Here is a 20,343-nt window from a genome sequence, read left to right on the forward strand (position 1 = left end):
TGCCGATTGCTGTTTTAGCCCGACGCTGACTCCGGCGGATGGCGCTTCGGTTTTGCCTAAGCATTACCTCGCGCAAATGCTGGTTTCGCGCGGGCGAGGCCAATGTGAAGCTGGATTTATTCCGCGCCTCATGAGTTGCCAGCAATGCCCACCCATACCCGTATCCGCATGTTCAACACCAAGCAGACCTACCCCAACCAGGCGCTGGACAACGACCTGTGCCAGGCCGTGCGCGCCGGCAATACCATTTATGTACGTGGCCAGATCGGCACGGACTTCGACGGCAACCTGATCGGCCTCGGCGACCCGCGCGCGCAAGCCGAACAGGCAATGAAAAACGTCAAGCAACTGCTGGAGGAAGCCGGTTCCGATTTGTCGCACATCGTGAAGACCACCACCTACCTGATCGACCCGCGCTACCGCGAACCGGTGTACCAGGAGGTCGGCAAATGGCTCAAGGGCGTGTTCCCGATCTCCACCGGCCTGGTGATTTCGGGTCTGGGCCAGCCGGAGTGGTTGATGGAGATCGATGTGATTGCGGTGGTGCCGGATGACTGGAACCCCAACCAGCAACCATGAGCCACCTGGAGCTTGCCATGCCCCGCACTGTGTATTTCCTCAACGGCCCCAACGCCAACCTGTACGGTCTGGACAAGAACGGCACCTACGGCAGCGAAAGCTTCGCCAGCATCGAAGCGTGCTGCCAGCGCCACGCTATCGAACTGGGCCTGACCCTGGATTTTCGCCAGAGCAACCATGAAGGGGTGCTGGTGGACTGGATTCAGGAGGCCCGGCTCAACGCCGACGCGGTGATCATCAACGCCGCCGGCCTGACCTACAGCTCGGTGCCGATTCTCGATGCGCTGCTGGCGTTCGACGGCCCGATCATCGAAGCGCACATGAGCAACATCTGGAAGCGCGAGGCTTTCCGTCATCACTCCTATGTGTCCAAAGCCGCCACCGGCGTGATCGCAGGCCTCGGCGCGCTGGGCTACCGCCTGGCCCTGACGGCGGTGGCCGAGCTGCTGGAGGCCGATTGAAGGGCTTTGGTTTTGCCTAACCTCTACGTTCAAAAAGCATAATTTCCGGCTGGCGGTTGCTTGATCACACTGATACCGGTCGATGGTCGCTTATCTTTAGGAAGCTCACATGTCAGTTGAAAAGATCAACACCCTGGTGGTGGGCGCAGGCCAGGCGGGGGTCGCCATGAGCGAGCATCTGTCACTCATGGGCGTGCCGCACATCGTGCTGGAGCGTAACCGCATCGCCGAGCGCTGGCGGTCCGAGCGCTGGGACTCGCTGGTCGCCAACGGCCCGGCCTGGCACGACCGTTTTCCCGGCATGAAATTCGAAGGCATTTCCCCCGAGAGCTTCCCGCCGAAAGAGCGCATGGCGGCCTACTTTGAAGAGTACGTGAACATGCTGAAGGCTCCGGTGCGCACCGGGGTTGAAGTGCAGCAAGTGGAACGCCACGTGGGTCGCCCCGGGTTCAAGGTGACCACCTCGGCGGGTGTGATCGAGGCCACCAACGTTGTTGCGGCGACAGGCCCGTTTCAACGTCCGTCCATTCCGAATCTGGTGCCCGCACACGCCACGGTTCAACAGCTGCACTCCTCGGCCTACAAGAATCCCGGCCAGTTGGCCGAGGGTGCTGTGTTGGTGGTGGGCGCTGGCGCATCGGGTTCACAAATTGCCGAGGAACTGCAAAAGGCCGGCAAGACCGTGTACCTCTCGGTGGGCGAACACTATCGCCCTCCTCGCTCGTATCGTGGCCGTGATTACTGCTGGTGGCTGGGCGCGCTGGGCTTGTGGGACGAGGTCAAAATCCAGCCGAAGAAGAAGCATGTGGCGTTTGCCGTCAGTGGCTATGAAGGCGGCAAGACCGTCGACTTCCGCCGCCTGGCGCACATGGGCATTACGCTGGTGGGTGTTACTCGGTCGTGGAATGAAGGCGTGATGGAGTTTGAGCCCGGCCTGGCGGCTAACGTGGCTGAAGGTGACCGTGCCTACTTTGATGTGCTGCGGGATGCCGACGCCTATATCGAGCAGAACGGCCTGCCGTTTGAGCCGGAGTCGGAAGCGTGGGAATTGTTGGCTGACCCGGAGTGCCTGGTGAATCCGATCCTGAGCCTGGATTTGGCTGAGGCTGGTGTGACCACGATTCTGTGGGCCACGGGTTTCAGTTTTGATTTCAGTTGGTTGAAAGTGAATGCGTTCGACGAGAAAGGTGAGCCTTTCCATAAGCGCGGGATTTCGGCGGAAAGCGGGATTTACTTTTTGGGTTTGCCGAACCTGGTGAACCGCGCGTCTTCGTTTATCTACGGGGTTTGGCATGATGCGAAGTACGTGGCCGACCATATTGTCTTGCAGAATGAGTACATGGCCTATAGCAAGCCGTGAGGTGCCTTGCCCCATTGCCTACAGTTGCGTCAGAATCCGCCGGCTTGTGCGCTTGGGTATGGGGCTCTGAGGTTGCTCGGTCGCTGAAACCTCAGTGATCGGGTTTAGTAGCCCGAAGTATTCTAGGCAATGTGCATAAGCATCATCTGTCAGACGTCTTTGTCTGTGCTTAATGGTGGCTGTGTGCAGGGCGCCCTCGGGCGCGCCGGTTTTGTCTGGAATATCCGCTCTACTAACCTGCACACAGCTGCCACCTTTCGTTTAGTGGCGATAAGGCGGGGGCCAAAATGGAGCATCCAGACAATGTTCAAGGTTACCCCTAATCCTCCGGGAACTTCCGATCCAAAACTCCACCAGGCCGCCCAGCGCGCCATGGATCACTACCTCAATCCCAGTTCCAAACCCGCCCCAACGCCCTCAGCCCTGTTCAGCGTTCCCAGCCTCAGCTTTTGCTCGTTCAACTCACCCTCACCGAGGGTAATTTGCTTGTGGATCATGGCAGCACACGCACAGCTTGTTGCCATCAGTATCTCGAAAATACGCGCCGTAATAATCGGGGTGGTAGTGAGGCCTTAATCCAGGCTCTCCTTCACATATCCCGCCGAGCGCCAACGCCGCTCTATAACTTCTTCTAACCGCTTCCCGACTGGGCGCAAGTAGCCCCACCATCTGCCCATTCCCGGGTGCACTCGGGTTGCCATCAAATGGCGCCCCAATGACGAAGATCGGGCGAGGTTCGGTTTCAGCCACCCAACCGGCCCACGGTTTATCCGCATCGCAAAATTTCAACCTGAGGCCCAACTCAGCCATCACCTTCGAATAGAAAGCAAAAGCCCGATCAAAATCACCTGTACCTAAAAACACATGGGAAATCATGGTGGCTACCTTGGGGCGATGAATGCCCATGAGTCTGGCGCGAAATGATTGCTGGCGAAAGCCTGATGACTCCGTCCGGCATATGTACGGCTCCCCTCCCCTCATACGCTCATAAAAACCGCAAATCCCAACAATCCGCAGGGTGCCGCCCGGCATTTTGTCAACCCATAATGGGCTTACAACAATAAAGGGGCTCACCCCGGGGCGTGTAAGCCATGTACAGAGACCATATCGTCAAGACCCGCATGACGGACAGCGCGGTATTCATGGGCGCGGTGGCCGTGGTGATTTTCATCATCACGCTCGCCTGCGGCGTCGGTGAAGGCCGCCTCTCCCACTTGATGGGCCCCATCGTTCTCGACCTGAAGGCACCACTGGCACGAGATATTGCAGTGGGCGGCACGTTCACCCTGACGGTGGTGCTGAACCTGTTCATCCTTGGCCGCTTTCCCTTACGCGCGCAGATCATCACGGTCTGGTGCGAGTTGCTGGTGCTGTTCCTGTTGTTCTTCGACACCTTCAACCTTTCCTACAGTTTCATCGCGACCAAAATCGGCTTCATGATCACCCAGGGGGTGTTCACCACCGTCTACGTGTCGGCGATTTCGATTGCGATTGCGTTCGTCCTGGCGCTGCTGGGCGCCACCGCGCGCTTGTCTTCCAACGGCTTCGCGATTGCGATTGCGAGCTTCTACACCTCGTTTTTCCGCGGCGTCCCGCTGCTGATCCAGATCTATCTGATTTACCTGGGCATCCCTCAGCTGGGTTATGTGGTCGGGGCGGTTCCAGCCGGGATCCTGGCGCTCTCGCTGTGTTATGGCGCCTACATGACGGAGATCTTCCGCGCCGGTATCAGCAGCATCTCGCGGGGCCAGTGGGAAGCCTCGCGGGCGATTGGCCTGAACCCGTTCCAGACGATGACCCGGGTGATTCTCCCGCAGTCCATGCGCTTGATCATTCCGCCAACGGGCAACCAGTTCATCTCGATGCTCAAGGACAGTTCGCTGGTGTCGGTGATCGGCGTCTGGGAGCTGATGTTCCTGGCACGAACCCAGGGACGCGCCGAGTTCCGGCACCTGGAAATGCTGATCACCGCCGCCGTGCTGTATTGGCTGCTGTCGATCGTGCTGGAAACCGTCCAGGCCCGCCTGGAAAAGCACTTCAACCGCGCCCATCGCTGAACCAGGAGCATGACGATGAATCAGCCCTCAATAGTCCCTGCTCCATACCCTGCAATATCGATCCAGGACATGCACAAATGGTATGGCGATTTTTATGTGCTCAAGGGCATCGACCTGCACATTGCCAGCGGTGAAATCGTGGTGGTCTGCGGGCCGTCGGGCTCCGGCAAGTCCACGTTGATTCGCTGCCTGAACCTGCTGGAAGACTTCCAGAAAGGCCACGTGTTCATCGAGGGCACCGAGTTGACCCGTGATGCCGCCTGCGTGGCGGGCATACGGCGCCAGGTCGGCATGGTGTTCCAGCAGTTCAACCTGTTCCCGCACATGACGGTGCTGGAGAACCTCATGGTAGGACCGCGTCTGGTGAGCAAGCTCAGCGAGCCCCAGGCCCGCGAGCTGGCCTATGAATACCTGGACCGAGTGCGCATCGGGAACCAGGCCGACAAATACCCCAGCCAGCTCTCGGGCGGCCAGCAGCAGCGCGTCGCCATTGCCCGGGCCTTGTGCATGCGCCCGCGCATCATGCTGTTCGACGAGCCCACGTCGGCCCTTGACCCCGAGATGGTCAAGGAAGTGCTGGACGTGATGGGCGAACTGGCCCAGGACGGCATCACCATGGTCTGCGTCACCCACGAGATGGGATTCGCCCGGCGGGTGGCCGACCGGATCATCTTCATGGACCAGGGCTGCATCATCGAGCAAGCCAAACCCACCGAGTTTTTTGACAACCCGCAGCACGAGCGTGCCCGGGAATTCCTGTCGCAGATTCTCAGCCACTGAGCAGCACCGTCGAACCTTGCGAAGTCACCGATAAAAACAACAGGCACCGCACTCAAGATACTGGAGGCTTACCCATGATCTCGTTCACTCGCTTCTTCACCGCAGCCGCTGTCGCCACCGCCCTCACCAGCCTCACAGGCGCGGCCTGGGCGGGCTCGACCCTCGACCGCATCCATGAAACCAAGGTGATCAAGGTGGCCACCTCGGCCAACTGGCCACCGCAATCGTTCCTGGGCCCGGACAATAAGCTGCAAGGCTTCGATATCGACGTCGCCAGCGAAATCGGCAAACGCCTGGGCAGCAAAGTCGACTTCGTGACGCCCGAATACGGGATCATCACCGCCGGGCGCTGGTCGAGCCGCTGGGACCTGTCGGTCGGCTCCATGACGCCTACCACCGAGCGCACCCGGGTGCTCGACTTCCCCGCGATCTACTACTACACGCCGTATGTATTCGCGGTGCACAAGGACGCGGCCGAGACCAAAGTGGCGGACCTGAACGGCAAGATCATCGGCGTCGAAGCCGGTACGACTTCGGAGGACTATATCAACCGCCGCCTCAAGATCGACGCCGCCGACGTGCCGCCGTTCACTTACGAAGTCACCCCCGGCGAGGTTCGCACGTACGGCGACAGCATGGGCCCGCTGGATGACCTGCGCATGGGAGACGGGGTGCGGCTGAACGCAACCCTGTCCGCCCTGCCCACCATCGTCGCCGCCGTCAAGAATGGCTACCCCATCGTCAGGGTGGAAGGCAAACCCGCCTACTACGAACCCCTGGCCATCGCCGTGGACAAAGGCGATGAGGCGTTCAACAGCGCGCTGACCAAGATCGTCGCCGACATGAAAGCCGATGGCACGCTCAAACAATTGTCAGAGAAATGGTACGGCGCCGACCTCACCCAGGTGCAGTAAAAACCCCCACAGGCCGTACAGGCGCCCCGTCCCCGACGCGGCGCGCTGTATGCCTGCGCCGCGAAAAAAGGACGACCGACTTCATGTACACCTATAACAACAATTACTACACCGCCACGATGCGCGACACGACTGAACGCCAGGCGCTGTGTGGCAACGCCCAGGCCGATGTGTGCGTGATCGGCGCCGGGCTGGCGGGGCTGAGCACGGCGTGGGAGCTGGTCTCCCGCGGGCAGTCGGTGGTGCTGCTGGATGCCGGTCGCGTGGCCTGGGGAGCGTCGGGGCGCAACGGTGGCTTCGTGCTCCAGGGCTGGTCCGAAGGGTTGGCCGCCATCGAGCGACGCTGCGGCAAACCGACGGCCGCCGCGCTGTTCAAACTGTCGCTTGAGGGCGTCGAAATTGTTCGGGGCATGATCGCCCATCATCAGTTGCCCGGCTGCACGCCAACCCCGGGGAAACTGAGTGTGGTGCGCTACGAAGATGGCGACAACCTGCAGCGCGTGCGGGACAAAATGGCCGCGGATTTCGACTTTCACCTCGACTACCTGGATCGCCAGGCGGTGCGCGAAAAGCTCAAGACCGAGCGGTATTTCCAGGCGCTGCGCGACAACCATGGCTTTCACTTCCACCCCTTGAACTATTGCCTCGGCCTGGCCCGACTGATCGAGCAAAGTGGTGGCAAAATCCATGAACGCTCGCCCATGACCGCCGTCGAAAGCCGCAACGGGCGACACCGGGTCATCACCGATCAGGGCACTGTCGATTGTGCCCACGTGGTGTACTGCTGCGGCGGCTATGGGGGGCCTGAGTTCGGCAAATTACGCCGCGCCTTCCTGCCGATCGCGACCTATGCAGTGCTGACCGAGCACCTGGGCGATCGCCTGGCCGAGGCGGTCTGCACCTCCGATGCCGTGGGTGATAACCGCCGGGCCTCGGACTATTACCGCATCGTCGAGGGCGACCGCCTGCTCTGGGGCGGCCGCATTACCACGCGCAACCTGCAGGATGAGAAACGCCTGGGGCAATTGCTGACGCAGGATATCCTCGACGTTTATCCACAATTGCGCGGCATCAGGATCGACAAGGCCTGGTCCGGGTTGATGGGTTATGCGCGGCACAAGATGCCGCACATTGGCCCGCTGGGGCAGGGATTGTGGGCGTGTACATCATTTGGTGGCCATGGTATGAACACCGCGCCGATCGGCGCACGCGTCATCGCCGAGGCGATCTGCGGCGAAACCGATCGCTACCGCCTGTTCGATGCCTACGGCCTGGAATGGAATGGCGGCCCCCTGGGCCCGGCGGCCGCACAAACGGTTTACGCCGGCCTGAAAATGATGGATATGTTTCAGGAAAAGCGCTCGCAACACAGGGCGACTCATAAAAACTGAACCCCAGCGAGAGTCAAGGACGTGTCCATGGATACGCAGAATCCCGGTCCACTGTTTAACCTCACCGACAAGGACAGGCAATTGCTTGGCCTGCTGCAAGCCAACGCACGCGAACCCACCGCGTCATTGGCCCGCAAGCTCGGGGTCTCGCGCTCTGCGGTGCAGGAGCGGATTACCCGCCTGGAAAAGGCCGGCGTCATCACCGGCTACAGCGTGCGCATCGACCAGGACCGACTTCAGCAGACGGTTACCTGCTTTACCATGACCTCCTGCACCAACAAGAGCTACACCGATGTGATGACCTCGCTGCGCAGGATGGAAGCGGTGCAGGCCGTTTACGCGGTTTCGGGAGAGTCCGATTTCATCATTCACCTGGCCACCGCCACCCTGAGCGAACTCAATGCCGAGCTCATCAGGATCAACATGATCAAAGGGGTGGCGCACACCGCTTCGCATATCGTGATGGAAACCAAGTTCAGCCGGAAACTGATGGTGTGAAGTGCTGCTGGCCGTGGGAAACCGCGCGCCTCACGCCCCCCCCTCGGCTGCCATAGCGACTCAGCCACCTGACAAGTCATTCCTTGCAAAATAATTCGCCTCAACGCAATATTAAAAGCAATTGCTTGGTTAATTACCTCAAGCCTGACGCTTAGCCCTTCGCCGGCTTCCATACCGCGAACGCATTACAAGGAATCGTTGATGCAAACCCAAGACAGCAGTTGGGGCGAGTTGCTTAGCGGCAAGAACGCCACCCGCTCCATTGCCCTTTCAGGCGGCATCGCGCTGTATGCCACCAACACCTATATCGCCACCACCATCCTGCCGTCGGTGGTGGCCGAAATCGGCGGCCTGGCGCTTTATGCGTGGAGCACCACACTGTACGTGGTGGCCTCGATCCTCGGTTCCGCCCTCACCTCCAAGCTGTTGCAACGCACCGGTCCACGGCTGGCGTATGCGCTGGCCACACTGGTGTTCATGGTAGGCGTGCTGATCTGTGCCCTGGCGCCGAACATGCCGGTGATGCTCGCGGGGCGCTCCATCCAGGGGCTGGGCGGCGGGGTCTTGCTGGCCCTGTGTTACTCGATGATCCAACTGGTGTTCGAAGAGCGCCTGTGGCCGCGCGCAATGGCACTGGTGTCGGGGATGTGGGGCGTGGCGACGCTCGTCGGGCCGGCGGTGGGTGGTGTGTTTGCCGAGATGGACGCGTGGCGCCTGGCCTTCGGCTCGATGGTGCCGGTGAGCCTGGCGTACATGGTACTCACCAGCCGCGCCCTGCCCCCGCGCGACACCACGGCGACCGCCACCGCCCGTTTGCCGGTGCCGCAACTGGTGCTGCTGGCGGGCGCGGTGCTGGCGGTGTGTGCCGGCAGCGTCTCGGCGCTGCCGAGCTGGAACCTGTTGGGTATCGCCACCTGCGTCGTGCTGGTGGTGCTGTTGATCCGCAAGGAGTCCAGCGCCACCGTGCGTCTTTTGCCCCGGGATGCATTGAAGTTCAGCACCCCGCTCTGCGCGCTTTATGCGACCACCTGCCTGTTGGTGATCGGCATGAGCAGCGAGATCTTCATGCCGTACTTTCTGCAGCACTTGCATGGCCAGTCGCCGCTGATCGCCGGTTACATGGCCGCGCTGATGGCGGCCGGCTGGACGGTCTCGGAAATCATCAGCTCCGGCTGGACCGGCCGCGGTCCACATCGCGCCATCATCGCGGGGCCGCTGTTTATCGTGGCGGGCTTGATGATGCTGGCGATCACTACGCCCATCGCCAGCCAGGGCGAATGGACATTGCTGGCCCCTATCTGCCTGGGGCTGTTCCTGGTGGGGTTCGGCATCGGCCTGGGTTGGCCGCACCTGCTGACGCGCATCCTGCAAGTGGCTTCGGAACAGGACAAGGACACGGCCGCTTCGTCGATCACCACCCTGCAACTGTTCGCCATGGCCATGGGCGCGGCGCTGGCGGGGGTGATCTCGAACATGGCGGGCATCAATGAAGTGGCGGGCAATGGCGGCATCGCCCATGCCGCGCGCTGGCTGTTCGCGCTGTTTACCCTGGCACCCGTGTTGGCGCTGTTGATGGCGCTGCGGGCAACGCGGACAAAGCCGATCGAAGGCGCGCCCCTCGACCTTGGAATCGTCCAACCTGCCCCCATAACTAGCGAGGTATCCAACAAGGGGAAGCACAGACCATGACCAACCCGACCGAAACCGCCCTGCTCGCCGGCGGCTGCTTCTGGGGCATGCAAGACCTGCTGCGCCGCTACCCCGGCGTGCTGCACACGCGGGTCGGCTACACCGGCGGCGATGTGCCGAATGCCACGTATCGCAACCACGGCAACCATGCCGAAGCCATCGAGATCGTCTTCGACCCGACGGTGATCACTTACCGGCAGATCCTCGAGTTCTTTTTTCAGATCCACGACCCCAGCACGCCCAACCGCCAGGGCAACGACCTGGGCCCCAGCTACCGTTCGGCGATTTATTACCTGAGCGAACAGCAACGCGACATCGCTGAAGACACCGCAGCGGATGTGGATGCCTCGGGGTTGTGGCCAGGCCGTGTCGTGACGGAAATCGAACCGGCGGGGCCGTTCTGGGAAGCGGAGCCGGAGCATCAGGATTACCTGGAGCGGATTCCGAATGGCTACACCTGCCACTTCATCCGACCCAACTGGAAACTGCCGAAACGCGGTTGAAAATGTGGGAGCGGGCTTGCTCGCGAAGGCGGTGTGTCAGTCAGCAAGTTCTTCACTGACACACCGCCTTCGCGAGCAAGCCCGCTCCCACATAAAGCAGTTCCTACACAAAGCGCCTCCCTCACAAGGCGCATTTCCCTCAGCGCATTTGCAGAATGATCGGGCTACTGCTCGCCGGGCCCGTGTGCTCACGCAACTTGCCCACCGCCTTGGCATCCACCGCCCCACCCTGATTGCCCCAGGTGCCGCGCACAAACGTCAGCACTTCAGCAATCTCCTGGTCCGACAACTGCTCACGGAACGCCGGCATGCGATAAGCGTCCGCCACATTGGCCGCCACTACGCGCTGCGAGCCATTGAGGGTGATGTTGATCGCCGAGGCGTCCTCCTTGGCCAGTGCGGAGGTGGCGCCCGCCAGCGGCGGCATCCAGTCCGGTTGCCCTTTGCCTTCCAGCCCGTGGCACGAGGCGCAGCGGGTCACATAGGTATGCGCACCCGGCGCATCCAGGCGTTGCGCAGCCGATACCGCCTGATACTGCCAGGCCGCACCATCGCGCTGCTCGTCGCCCGGCAATGACCGCAGATAGCGTGCAATCGCCGCCAGGTCATCGTCGCTCATGAACTGCGTGGAGTTGTTGAACGCCTCGGTCATCGAGCCATAAACCACCGCATGTTTGTTGCGACCGGTCTTGAGGAACTGCACCACTTCCGGCTCGCTCCAGCGCCCCAGGCCGGTGTTGGGATCATCCCGCAGGCTCGGTGCATACCAGCCGTCGAGCAAGCCACCGGCCAGGTACGGCTTGCCACTTTCATCCAGTGCCTTCTCGTTGAAGGCCAGGCCCCGTGGTGTGTGACAACTGCCGCAATGCCCCGGGCCCTGCACGATGTAGGCGCCCCGGTTCCACAGTTCATCCTTCCCGGCCTTCGCGACATACGGCTTGCTGTCGGTAAACACGCCGTTCCACAGCGCGATCGGCCACCGCATATTCAATGGCCACGGGATCGAACTCTTGATATTGGCCTGCTGCACCGGCGCCACGCCCTTCATGAAGAACGCGTACAGGGCGCGCACATCATCGTCGCTGAGCTTGGCATAGGACGGGTACGGCATCGCCGGATACAGGCGGCGCCCACCCGGCGCGACACCCTGGCGCACCGCGCGGTCGAAGTCGGCGAGGCTGTAGCTGCCAATGCCGGTTTCCGGGTCTGGCGTGACGTTGGTGGCGTGGATCGCCCCCAGCGGCGTGGCCATTTCCAGGCCACCGGCAAAGGGCTTGCCGTTGGGCACGCTGTGGCACGCCACACAGTCGCTGAGCCGGGCGACATACTCGCCTCGGGCGACCAGCGCCGGGTCCGTGGCGACGGGCTCGGCCCCCAGCGGCGAGACAGGCTCGCGGGTGACATACCAGGCCAGCAGGCCTGCGACGACCAGGCACGGCAGCGCCAGCCAGCCAACGGTTCTTGCGAATCGACGGTTGTTCATAAGTGCTCAGGCCCCGGTCAGGTGAAGGAGTGGCGGCTTAACGGCATGCTGCGAACGCGCTGCCCGGTCAACGCCGCGACGGCGTTGGCCACGGCAGGCGCCACGGCGGGCAGCGGCGGTTCGCCAATACCGCCCATTTTTTCCCCGCTCTCGATCACGCGCACGTGCACCCGGGCCATCCGCGAAGGCGGCAGCACCGGGTACAAATCGTAGTTACGCGCCCGAGGCAAGCCGTCCACATACACCGCTTCCTCCAACAGCACCTGGGACAAGCCCAGCGACACCGCCCCATTCACCTGCGCCTCGACAATCGCCGGGTTGACGATGCTGCCCGGGTCGACTGCCTGCCAGATGTCATGCACCTTGACCTGGCCGTTCTCGATCGACACCTCGGCAATCACCGCCGTCTGGGTGCCGAACGGTGACGCCATCGCCACCCCGCGTGCGCGCTTGCTGCCGTCCTCGGCAACAAACGGCCCACGTTTCCAGCCACCCGACAACTCGCCCACCGCCTTCAGCAGGGTGGTCAGCCGCTGGTTATCCCGCAACAGATGCAGGCGCAACTCGAACGGGTCCTTGCCCCCCTTGTCGGCCAGTTCATCCAGGAAGGATTCGTAGAAAAAGTCATTCAGCGAATTGCCCACCGAACGCCAGTAGCCCAGCATCACCGGGCCCTTCACATAGATCTGCGCGATACGCTTGTTGGGAATCGCATAGGACTTGCCGGACAGTCCCTCAAGGGCCGTCGGGTCGAGCTTCTCGCCCTGCTTGCCCGCCAGGGCCTCGGTCGGTCCCTCCGTGGCGCTCACCGCTTCAATCGCCACCGGCCAGCCGTCGCTGTCCAGCGCCCCACGGAAATTCACCGCTGCGACCGGGCGCAGCACATCCCGCAGGAATTCTTCTTCGCGGCTCCAGATCAACTTCACCGGGCGCCCCACCGCCTTGGCCAACTCGATGGCCTGCGGGTAAGGACTGGCCGAGTCATACAGGAAGTGCCGTCCGAAAAAACCACCCAACAACGGCGAATGCAGGGTAATCCGCTCCGGGGCCAGGCCGGTGCGCTTGGCGATATCGGCCAGGAACATGTCCTGCGCCTGATTCGGCAGCCAGATCTCCAGCGAACCGTCAGGGTTGAAGCGCGCCAGCGCCGAAGGCGGCTCCAACTGGGCATGGTGCAGGTACTGGTTGTGGTAAGTGGCCTCGACCCTGGTCTTGGCATTGGCCAGCGTGCCGGCCACGTCGCCCTCGTTCTCATCATCACGGGCCGGGCCGGTTTCTGCGGCCAGGCGCTTGAAATGCTCGTCGCTGGAAAAGTCCTTCGGCATCCCGCGCACCTTGGAATCAGCCGTCGGCTCCAGCCAGTCGACCTGAATCGACTCCACCGCACGCTTGGCATGCCACCAACGCTCGGCCACCACCGCCACCGCACCGGGCAGGCGATGCACCGAGTGCACGCCCGGCATGGCCTTGACCTGGTCTTCGTTGCGCAGGCTGCCCACGGTCATGCCGAGTCGGGGCGCATGCTGCACGGCGGCATGGAGCATGCCGTCGACCTTCATATCAATGCTGTACAGCGCCTTGCCGGTGGACTTGTCATACGCATCGAGACGCTTCACCGGCTTGCCGATCCAACGGAACTGGCTTGGGTCGCGCAGCTTCACACTGGACACATCCGGTACCGGCAGGTCCATCGCCCGCCCGGCCAACTCGCCATACGCAAGGGAACGCCCGGACGCCGCGTGTACCACCTTGCCCGGCTCGGTCGACAGCTCGCTCACCGGTACCTTCAGCGCCTGCGCCCCGGCCTCCAGCAACATGGCCCGGGCCAGCGCACCCAGCCGGCGCATCGTGGGGTAACTCATCCGCACCGACATACTGCCGCCGGTGATGCGCATGCCGTTCTCCATCACCACAAAGGCTTCACCGGGCGGGGCACACTCAACCAGGAACGTGGCCGGGTCGGCGTCCAACTCCTCGCCGACAATCTGCGCCATCGCGGTGAACGTGCCCTGGCCGCCTTCGATAAACGGGCTGAGCAAACGAATCGTGTTGTCCGGGCGAATCTCCAGGAAGGCCGGCACCTGCGTACCGCGTTCGGCGGTGGCCGCGGCGGTGGCCGCCTGCACTCGGCCAGACCCCAGCGGCAGGCCAAAACCGATCACCAGCGCGCCCACGGCCGTACTGGCCAGGAAGCGACGGCGGGACAGGTTCACCGGGTCAGTCAGCGCCGCGACCAAGGGCAGCGCAGTGGGATCAATGCGAATGTTCATCAGGCCTCTCCCTTCTGCGCAAGGTCATGCACGGCCGCATGAATGGCGTTATAGGTGCCACAGCGACAGAGGTTGACCATGGCGGCCTCGATCTGCGCATCACTGGGCTTGGGCGTGTGCTTGAGCAGCGCGGTGGCCGCCATTACCTGGCCGGATTGGCAGTAGCCGCATTGGGCGACCTGGTATTCGACCCAGGTGGCAACGACCCGCTTGCCGACGTCATCGGACTCGATGGCTTCGATGGTGGTGATTTCGCGGCCGACCACGCCGGAAACGGGCGTGACGCAGGAACGCACGACATTGCCGTCCACAAGCACCGAACACGCACCGCATTGCGCCAGGCCGCAGCCGTATTTGGTGCCGGTCATGCCCAGGTTGTCGCGGATGACCCAGAGCAGGGGCGTGTCGGGTTCGGCGTCGACTTGGTGGGTCTGCTGGTTAATTCGTAATTCCATGGCTCACCCGCTGATCATCGGTTGGTGTTGCATTTTTTAGTATTTTTAGACGGCAAGACGGGGCCTCGCCGCTGGGCATCGATGGCCCGTCTGGTTCGCGCGCGCGTGGTTTGAGTAGTCTAGCGGGCGATGGGAATGACTTTAGACCCTGGTTCATCAAGGCGCTATGCAGGGGTGGGCAAGATCGCAGGATTAGGCAAGTATTCAAGAGGATTGCGTCAGGGGGAGCGGCCCGTGGTGTCAGTGGCGGTCACGCCGGGTGGTGTTCCACCAGAAAGTCGACAAATGCCCTGACCCGCGCAGGCATCGCCGCGCCGCCGACGAACACCGCGTGAATCGGCTCCTGGTCTCCGGGGTTGTACGCTTCAAGCAACGGCACCAGATCACCGCTGGCCAGGTCATCTGCCACGCTGAATGCGCCAATGCGCGCGATGCCGGCACCCAGCTTGGCCAGCTGGGACAATACCTCCCCGCTGTTACCCTCGATCGTACCCGACACCTGCAGCGAAAAATCGCGCCCGTCCACGTGAAACGGCCAGTCGGGCGCTGCCCGGCGGAAGTTGAAACGCAGGCAGTTGTGGTTGAGCAAATCCTGCGGCACCTGCGGCGTGCCGTGACGCGCCAGGTAGTCCGGGGAAGCCACGATCACCTCGCCGATGGAGCCGATAAGGCGAGCGGTCAAGGGGCTGTCGGCCAATTGACCGAAGCGGATTGCAACGTCCGCTTGCCCGCCCAGGATATCCACCACCTCATCCTCCAGCCGCAACTCAACCACGATGGCCGGGTAGCGCGCGCTGAACGCGGCAACCAGCGGCACGATCGACAGCCGCCCGTGTGCGAGCGCCGCGCTGACCCTCAGCCGCCCCCGTGGCGCGCCCTGGTCGGTGATCGCATCCTCGACTTCGGCCATGTCCGCCAGGATCCGCCGGGCGCCGCGCAAATACGCTTCGCCTTCGGCGGTGAGCGTGATCGCCCGGGTGGTGCGCAGCAGCAGGCGGGTGCCTATGCGCCCCTCGATGCGGGTGATGATGCGGCTGATGGATGACGGCGTGAGGCCCAGCACCCGAGCCGCCCCCGAGAGGCTACCCTGCTCCGCGACCATGGCGAACACCGCCATCTCCCCCGACCGACCGCCTATGTCCACTTGTGATCTCCACGCAAAGCTGTAGTGCCCTGCCGAGGGCTACCGCCTGAAAAGTCGTGATTGTAGCATTTGATACAAAGATGAGGAGTCACCCATGCGTATCAACCCACCCCTTGTAGCACTGTCCATCGGCGCCTTCGGCATCGGGGTCACCGAGTTTGCCCCCATGGGCATGTTGCCCGGGATCGCCGCCGACCTCGGTGTTTCCATTCCCGCCGCCGGGCTGCTGGTCAGCGCCTATGCCATGGGCGTGCTGATCGGCGCCCCGATCATGACCCTCGCGACAGCCAGGGTAGCGCGCCGTTATCTGCTGGTGGGCCTGATGGCCATTTTCACCCTGGGTAATCTGCTGTCCGCCCTGGCCACCGACTACCAGACCCTGATGGTCGCCCGGTTGGTGACATCGCTGAATCACGGGGCATTCTTCGGCATCGGCTCCATCGTGGCAGCGAGTGTGGTAGCGCCCGACAAACGCGCGGGGGCCGTCGCCGCGATGTTCCTCGGGCTGACCCTGGCGACCATCGGTGGCGTGCCCCTGGCAACCTGGTTCGGCGAGAACTTCGGCTGGCGTACGGCGTTCTGGGGCATCAGCGGGCTCGGGGCGTTCGTGATGGTGGCCCTGTGGTGGGCGCTACCGAATACGCCCGCTCCAAAAGGGGCAAGCCTGATGGCCGAAATCCGCGTACTGGGCCGCGGGCCGGTACTGGCAGCGCTGGCGTTGACCGTGGTGGGGTCCAGCGCCATGTTCACGGTGTTTACCTATATCGCGCCGATTCTGCGGGATGTCACCCACGCCTCGACCAACTTCGTCACCGCAATGCTCGTGCTGTTCGGGATCGGCCTGACCCTCGGCAACGTCTGGGGCGGCAAGTCTGCGGACCGTTCGGTGGACCGCACCCTGATAACGTCGCTCGTGGTCCTGATTGCCGTGCTGCTGGCCTTCTCTGTGCTCATGCAATGGCCGCTGCCCGCCGCCTTGTCGATCCTGCTGTGGGGCGCCGCCAGCTTTGCGCTGGTACCTCCCCTGCAGATGCGCGTGATGGAAGCCGCCAAGGATGCACCCAACCTGGCCTCGGCGATGAACATCGGTGCGTTCAACTTCGGTAACGCCATTGGCGCGGCGCTGGGGGGAGCAGTGATCAACGCAGGGCTGGGCTACCCGGCCATTTCGCTGGCTGGTGCGATCATGGCGGCCCTGGGTTTGCTGATGGTGCTGGGCCTTGGCTGGCGCTCGCGGCGCACAGGTTCACGTGTCTGCCAGGAACCGGCGCAGGCATAAGGACAGCCGCGCTCACACGGATCCCTACACCCTCCCCTCTGAAAAGCCCCGAATCCCGGGGCTTTTTTGCGTCTGCCTGGCCGCCATCCATCGCTGCAAAAAATTTCAACTAGTGACTTTCATTATGAAATCCACTGTGCAATATTACTTGCGTAATATTTAGCAACAGTTCCCGGAGCCCCTCATGAAGAAAGCCAGCTTCCAACTCATGCCCTGCCCGGTCGCCCGTGCCCTGGAGCACATCGGTGATAGTTGGAGCCTGTTGATCCTGCGTGATGCGTTCTACGGGCTGCGCCGTTTCGACGAGTTCCTGCAGAGCCTCGGGATCGCCTCGAACACCCTGACCCGCCGCCTGAATGCGTTGGTGGCCGGCGGCTTGCTGGAACGGCGCCCGTACCAGGACAACCCGCCGCGCCATGAGTACCACCTCACCGAAGCGGGCCGGGACTTGCGCCAGGTCATCCTCACGCTGATGGCCTGGGGCGCGCGGCATGCCGAGGGCTCGACCAAGGTGTTTCTCGCCGATGAGGCCACCGGGCGCCCGGTGGCGCTGGCGTTGATGGATGCCAACACCGGCAAACCCATCACCCGTGCGGGCCACCGCGTACATGTCAGCGCCGATGCCGAACCGCTGACCCTGTGGCGCGCACGAACCGGCCGGGCCTACGCCGAAAAAGACCAGTTGGTCAGCCCCTTCCCCCACTAATATTCAACGAGGTCATTTCGTCATGGACGCTCCAGTCAGCGCTGTGCCCGAACCCACCCAACCATCCCGGCGCAAACAGGTTTTACGCCTGGGGCTGCTGACCCTGGCCGTGGCGGGCGGCGTGTGGTACGCCAGTCACTGGTGGCTGGTCAGCCGGTTTATCGAAGACACCGACGACGCCTATGTCGGGGCGGATGTGACGGTGATCAGCGCCAAAGTGCCGGGCTATATCAGCGAAGTGACGGTGCAGGACAACCAGTTCGTGCGGGCCGGCGACGTGCTGGCGCGCATCGATGTGCGCGACTACCGCACGGCCCTGGCCAAGGCCGACGGCGCCGTGGCCGCGCAACAGGCCTCGCTCGCCAACCTCGACGCCACCGAACAACTGCAACTGGCGGTGATCAACCAGGCCAAGGCACAGATCGACGCCACCGATGCCGAAGCACAACGGGCCGGCGACGATCAAACGCGTTACCAGAACCTGGTGCGCAGCCAGGCCGTATCGGTCGAAAGCGCACAGCGGGTCAGCGCCGTATGGAAGACCGCCCGCGCCGACCACTCCCGGGCACAGGCCGGGTTGATGGCGGCGCGCCGGCAAATCGACGTGATTGAAACCCAGCGCGGCCAAGCGCGTGCCGCGTTGCAACAGGCGCAGGCCGAACGCGACCAGGCGCAATTGAACATCAGCTATACCGAACTGCGGGCGCCGGTGGATGGTTACGTGGGCAATCGCCGCGCCCGGGTCGGCGCCTACGCCGCGGCCGGCAGCCAACTGATCTCGGTGGTGCCCGCCAAGGGGTTGTGGGTGGATGCCAACTTCAAGGAAGACCAATTGGGGCGCCTGCAGGTCGGGCAAAGCGTGAGCATCCGCGCCGACATCCTCCCCGGCCGTGAATTCCACGGGCACATCGAGAGCCTGGCCCCTGCCACCGGGGCGCAATTCAGTGTGCTGCCGCCGGAAAACGCCACCGGCAACTTCACCAAGATCGTGCAGCGAGTGCCGGTGCGCGTGCGCCTCGACAGCAATGACGCCGACTTCGGCGCCCTGCGTCCGGGCCTGTCGGTGATGGCGAAGGTCAACACCGATGAGGCGTTCGAGGACCAGGCCAGCGCCCTCAAGGCCCAGCTATGAACAGCCCGTTGCCCGCCCTCAGCACCGCACAAAAGGTCGCGGCCTTCGCCACCATGTGCGTGGGCATGTTCATCGCCTTGATCGACATCCAGATCGTCTCCGCCTCCCTCAAGGACATCGGCGGCGGGTTGTCTGCCGGCGCGGACGATACGGCGTGGGTGCAGACCGCCTACCTGATCGCGGAAATCATCGTGATCCCCATGTCAGGCTGGCTCTCCCGGGTGATGAGCACGCGCTGGCTGTTCGCGGCGTCGGCGGCCGGGTTCACCTTGACCAGCCTGCTGTGCGCGATGGCCTGGAACATCCAGAGCATGATCGCGTTTCGCGCCTTGCAGGGGTTTCTGGGGGGCTCGATGATTCCGTTGGTGTTCACCACCGCGTTCATGTACTTCAACGGCAAGCAGCGGGTGATCGCCGCCTCCACCATCGGCGCCATCGCGTCCCTGGCCCCCACATTGGGCCCGGCCGTGGGCGGTTGGATCACCGACATCTCCTCCTGGCACTGGCTGTTCTACATCAACCTGCTGCCCGGCCTGTTCGTGACCTTTGCGGTGCCGATGCTGGTCAAGGTCGACCGCCCCAACCCGTCATTGCTCAAGGGCGCCGACTATATTGGCATGGCGTTGATGGCGGTGTTTCTCGGCTGCCTGGAATACACCCTCGAAGAAGGCCCGCGCTGGAACTGGTTCAGCGACAGCACCATCTCGACCACGGCCTGGATAGCCGCCATCAGCGGCGGGCTGTTTATCTGGCGTTGCCTGGAGATCAAGGAGCCGATCGTCGACCTGCGCGCGCTTCGGGACAGGAACTTCGCCCTGGGCTGCCTGTTTTCATTTATCACCGGCATCGGCATTTTCGCCACCATCTACCTCACGCCGCTGTTTCTCGGGCGGGTGCGCGGGTACGGCTCGCTGGATATCGGCCTGGCGGTGTTTTCCACGGGGGTGTTCCAGTTGCTGGCGATCCCGGTGTACGCCTTGCTGGCCAATCGTTTCGACCTGCGCTGGATCCTGATGTTCGGGTTATCGCTGTTCGCCCTGTCGATGTGGGACTTCTCCCCCATCACCCATGACTGGGGCGCCAAGGAGCTGCTGCTGCCCCAGGCCATACGCGGGTTTGCTCAACAAATGGCAGTGCCGCCGGTGGTCACCCTGACCCTCGGCGCACTGGCCCCAGACCGCCTGAAGCTCGCCTCGGGCCTGTTCAACCTGATGCGCAACCTCGGCGGCGCCATCGGCATCGCCGCCTGCGCCACGGTGCTCAATGACCGCACCAACCTGCACTTCCTGCGCCTGGCTGAACACCTAAACATCCGAAACGAATCGATGAACGTGTGGCTTGACCAGCTTTCGGGGAACGCCCAGTTGCTGGGGCAAAACAGCCTGGATTCGAGCCAGTTCGCGCTGAGTCAGCTGTGGGCGCTGACCTGGCGCGAGGCGCAAACGCTGACCTATGCGGACGCATTCCTGATGATCATGGTGTGCTTCATCGTCGCCGTGCTGCTGGTGCCGTTGATGCGCAAGGTGCAACCGCCGAAGCAGCCGACGGCGGATGCGCATTAGAGAGGACTTGTCACAACGTTTGAGGCTGTGAGTACAGCACCCGGCTCCATTGCCTACAGTCGCGTCGGAATTTGCCAGCT

19 protein-coding genes are annotated in these 20,343 nt (G+C 62.9%); 14 read left to right on the forward strand and 5 right to left on the reverse strand.

Going from position 1 to position 20,343, the window contains the following annotated elements:
• The first annotated feature begins 144 nt into the window (after positions 1-144).
• The 3 genes from HX815_RS13825 to HX815_RS13835 all read left to right on the forward strand — a co-directional run bounded on the left by HX815_RS13825 (position 145) and on the right by HX815_RS13835 (position 2,400).
• Positions 145-579, forward strand: a complete 435-nt coding sequence (locus tag HX815_RS13825; protein ID WP_003215629.1) for a RidA family protein — start codon at positions 145-147, stop codon at positions 577-579.
• Positions 580-596: 17 nt separating this feature from the next.
• Complete coding sequence (locus HX815_RS13830) at positions 597-1,040, forward strand: type II 3-dehydroquinate dehydratase (protein WP_023658744.1); 444 nt, start codon at positions 597-599, stop codon at positions 1,038-1,040.
• Between the two features lie 109 nt (positions 1,041-1,149).
• Positions 1,150-2,400 (forward strand): NAD(P)/FAD-dependent oxidoreductase, encoded by a 1,251-nt coding sequence (locus tag HX815_RS13835; RefSeq protein ID WP_008434698.1) that lies wholly within the window; start codon positions 1,150-1,152, stop codon positions 2,398-2,400.
• 468 nt (positions 2,401-2,868) lie between these two features.
• Here HX815_RS13835 and HX815_RS13840 read toward each other — a convergent pair whose 3' ends face one another.
• Positions 2,869-3,276 (reverse strand): VOC family protein, encoded by a 408-nt coding sequence (locus tag HX815_RS13840; RefSeq protein WP_083853205.1) that lies wholly within the window; start codon positions 3,274-3,276, stop codon positions 2,869-2,871.
• A 215-nt stretch (positions 3,277-3,491) separates the two neighbouring features.
• On the opposite strand from HX815_RS13840, the gene HX815_RS13845 reads away from it, so the two are divergent.
• The 7 genes from HX815_RS13845 to msrA all read left to right on the forward strand — a co-directional run bounded on the left by HX815_RS13845 (position 3,492) and on the right by msrA (position 10,232).
• Positions 3,492-4,457, forward strand: a complete 966-nt coding sequence (locus HX815_RS13845; RefSeq protein WP_008434702.1) for an amino acid ABC transporter permease — start codon at positions 3,492-3,494, stop codon at positions 4,455-4,457.
• 15 nt (positions 4,458-4,472) lie between these two features.
• The gene (locus tag HX815_RS13850; RefSeq protein ID WP_023658742.1) at positions 4,473-5,237 is read left to right on the forward strand and encodes an amino acid ABC transporter ATP-binding protein; all 765 of its coding nucleotides are present in this window, start codon (positions 4,473-4,475) and stop codon (positions 5,235-5,237) included.
• Between the two features lie 74 nt (positions 5,238-5,311).
• Positions 5,312-6,151, forward strand: coding sequence for a transporter substrate-binding domain-containing protein (locus HX815_RS13855; protein WP_003215621.1), 840 nt, complete (start codon positions 5,312-5,314; stop codon positions 6,149-6,151).
• 83 nt (positions 6,152-6,234) lie between these two features.
• On the forward strand, positions 6,235-7,542 hold the full coding sequence (locus HX815_RS13860) for an FAD-binding oxidoreductase (RefSeq protein ID WP_177028420.1): 1,308 nt from the start codon (positions 6,235-6,237) through the stop codon (positions 7,540-7,542).
• Between the two features lie 27 nt (positions 7,543-7,569).
• Positions 7,570-8,040, forward strand: a complete 471-nt coding sequence (locus HX815_RS13865) for an Lrp/AsnC family transcriptional regulator (protein WP_003215617.1) — start codon at positions 7,570-7,572, stop codon at positions 8,038-8,040.
• 201 nt (positions 8,041-8,241) lie between these two features.
• Positions 8,242-9,729, forward strand: a complete 1,488-nt coding sequence (locus HX815_RS13870; RefSeq protein ID WP_003215615.1) for an MFS transporter — start codon at positions 8,242-8,244, stop codon at positions 9,727-9,729.
• Positions 9,726-10,232 carry a peptide-methionine (S)-S-oxide reductase MsrA gene (gene msrA, locus HX815_RS13875; RefSeq protein ID WP_102605137.1) on the forward strand — a complete coding sequence of 169 codons (507 nt, stop codon included), beginning with the start codon at positions 9,726-9,728 and terminating at the stop codon, positions 10,230-10,232. The genes HX815_RS13870 and msrA overlap by 4 nt, the downstream gene beginning before the upstream one ends.
• A 139-nt stretch (positions 10,233-10,371) precedes the next feature.
• Here the strand turns inward: msrA and HX815_RS13880 are convergent, their stop codons facing one another.
• The 4 genes from HX815_RS13880 to HX815_RS13895 all read right to left on the reverse strand — a co-directional run bounded on the left by HX815_RS13880 (position 10,372) and on the right by HX815_RS13895 (position 15,584).
• A complete protein-coding gene (locus HX815_RS13880; RefSeq protein ID WP_177028421.1) occupies positions 10,372-11,715 on the reverse strand; it encodes a cytochrome c in 1,344 nt (447 codons plus the stop codon).
• Positions 11,716-11,732: 17 nt separating this feature from the next.
• Positions 11,733-13,985 (reverse strand): xanthine dehydrogenase family protein molybdopterin-binding subunit, encoded by a 2,253-nt coding sequence (locus HX815_RS13885; protein ID WP_177028422.1) that lies wholly within the window; start codon positions 13,983-13,985, stop codon positions 11,733-11,735.
• Complete coding sequence (locus HX815_RS13890; protein WP_003215609.1) at positions 13,985-14,440, reverse strand: (2Fe-2S)-binding protein; 456 nt, start codon at positions 14,438-14,440, stop codon at positions 13,985-13,987. Before HX815_RS13890 ends, HX815_RS13885 begins: the two co-directional genes overlap by 1 nt.
• Before the next feature lie 250 nt (positions 14,441-14,690).
• On the reverse strand, positions 14,691-15,584 hold the full coding sequence (locus HX815_RS13895) for a LysR family transcriptional regulator (protein ID WP_177028423.1): 894 nt from the start codon (positions 15,582-15,584) through the stop codon (positions 14,691-14,693).
• Positions 15,585-15,678: 94 nt separating this feature from the next.
• Between HX815_RS13895 and HX815_RS13900 the strand changes: the two genes are divergently transcribed.
• The 4 genes from HX815_RS13900 to HX815_RS13915 all read left to right on the forward strand — a co-directional run bounded on the left by HX815_RS13900 (position 15,679) and on the right by HX815_RS13915 (position 20,263).
• Entirely contained in the window at positions 15,679-16,863 is a 1,185-nt protein-coding gene (locus HX815_RS13900) for an MFS transporter (RefSeq protein WP_177028424.1), read from the forward strand.
• 184 nt (positions 16,864-17,047) lie between these two features.
• Positions 17,048-17,569 (forward strand): helix-turn-helix domain-containing protein, encoded by a 522-nt coding sequence (locus HX815_RS13905; protein ID WP_177028425.1) that lies wholly within the window; start codon positions 17,048-17,050, stop codon positions 17,567-17,569.
• Positions 17,570-17,591: 22 nt separating this feature from the next.
• Complete coding sequence (locus HX815_RS13910; RefSeq protein WP_008434719.1) at positions 17,592-18,701, forward strand: HlyD family secretion protein; 1,110 nt, start codon at positions 17,592-17,594, stop codon at positions 18,699-18,701.
• Positions 18,698-20,263 carry a DHA2 family efflux MFS transporter permease subunit gene (locus HX815_RS13915; RefSeq protein ID WP_008434720.1) on the forward strand — a complete coding sequence of 522 codons (1,566 nt, stop codon included), beginning with the start codon at positions 18,698-18,700 and terminating at the stop codon, positions 20,261-20,263. The genes HX815_RS13910 and HX815_RS13915 overlap by 4 nt, the downstream gene beginning before the upstream one ends.
• Positions 20,264-20,343: the final 80 nt, after the last annotated feature.

Origin of the sequence: Pseudomonas sp. E6002 (assembly GCF_013385565.1) — a bacterium.
In the GTDB taxonomy this organism is placed as follows: domain Bacteria; phylum Pseudomonadota; class Gammaproteobacteria; order Pseudomonadales; family Pseudomonadaceae; genus Aquipseudomonas.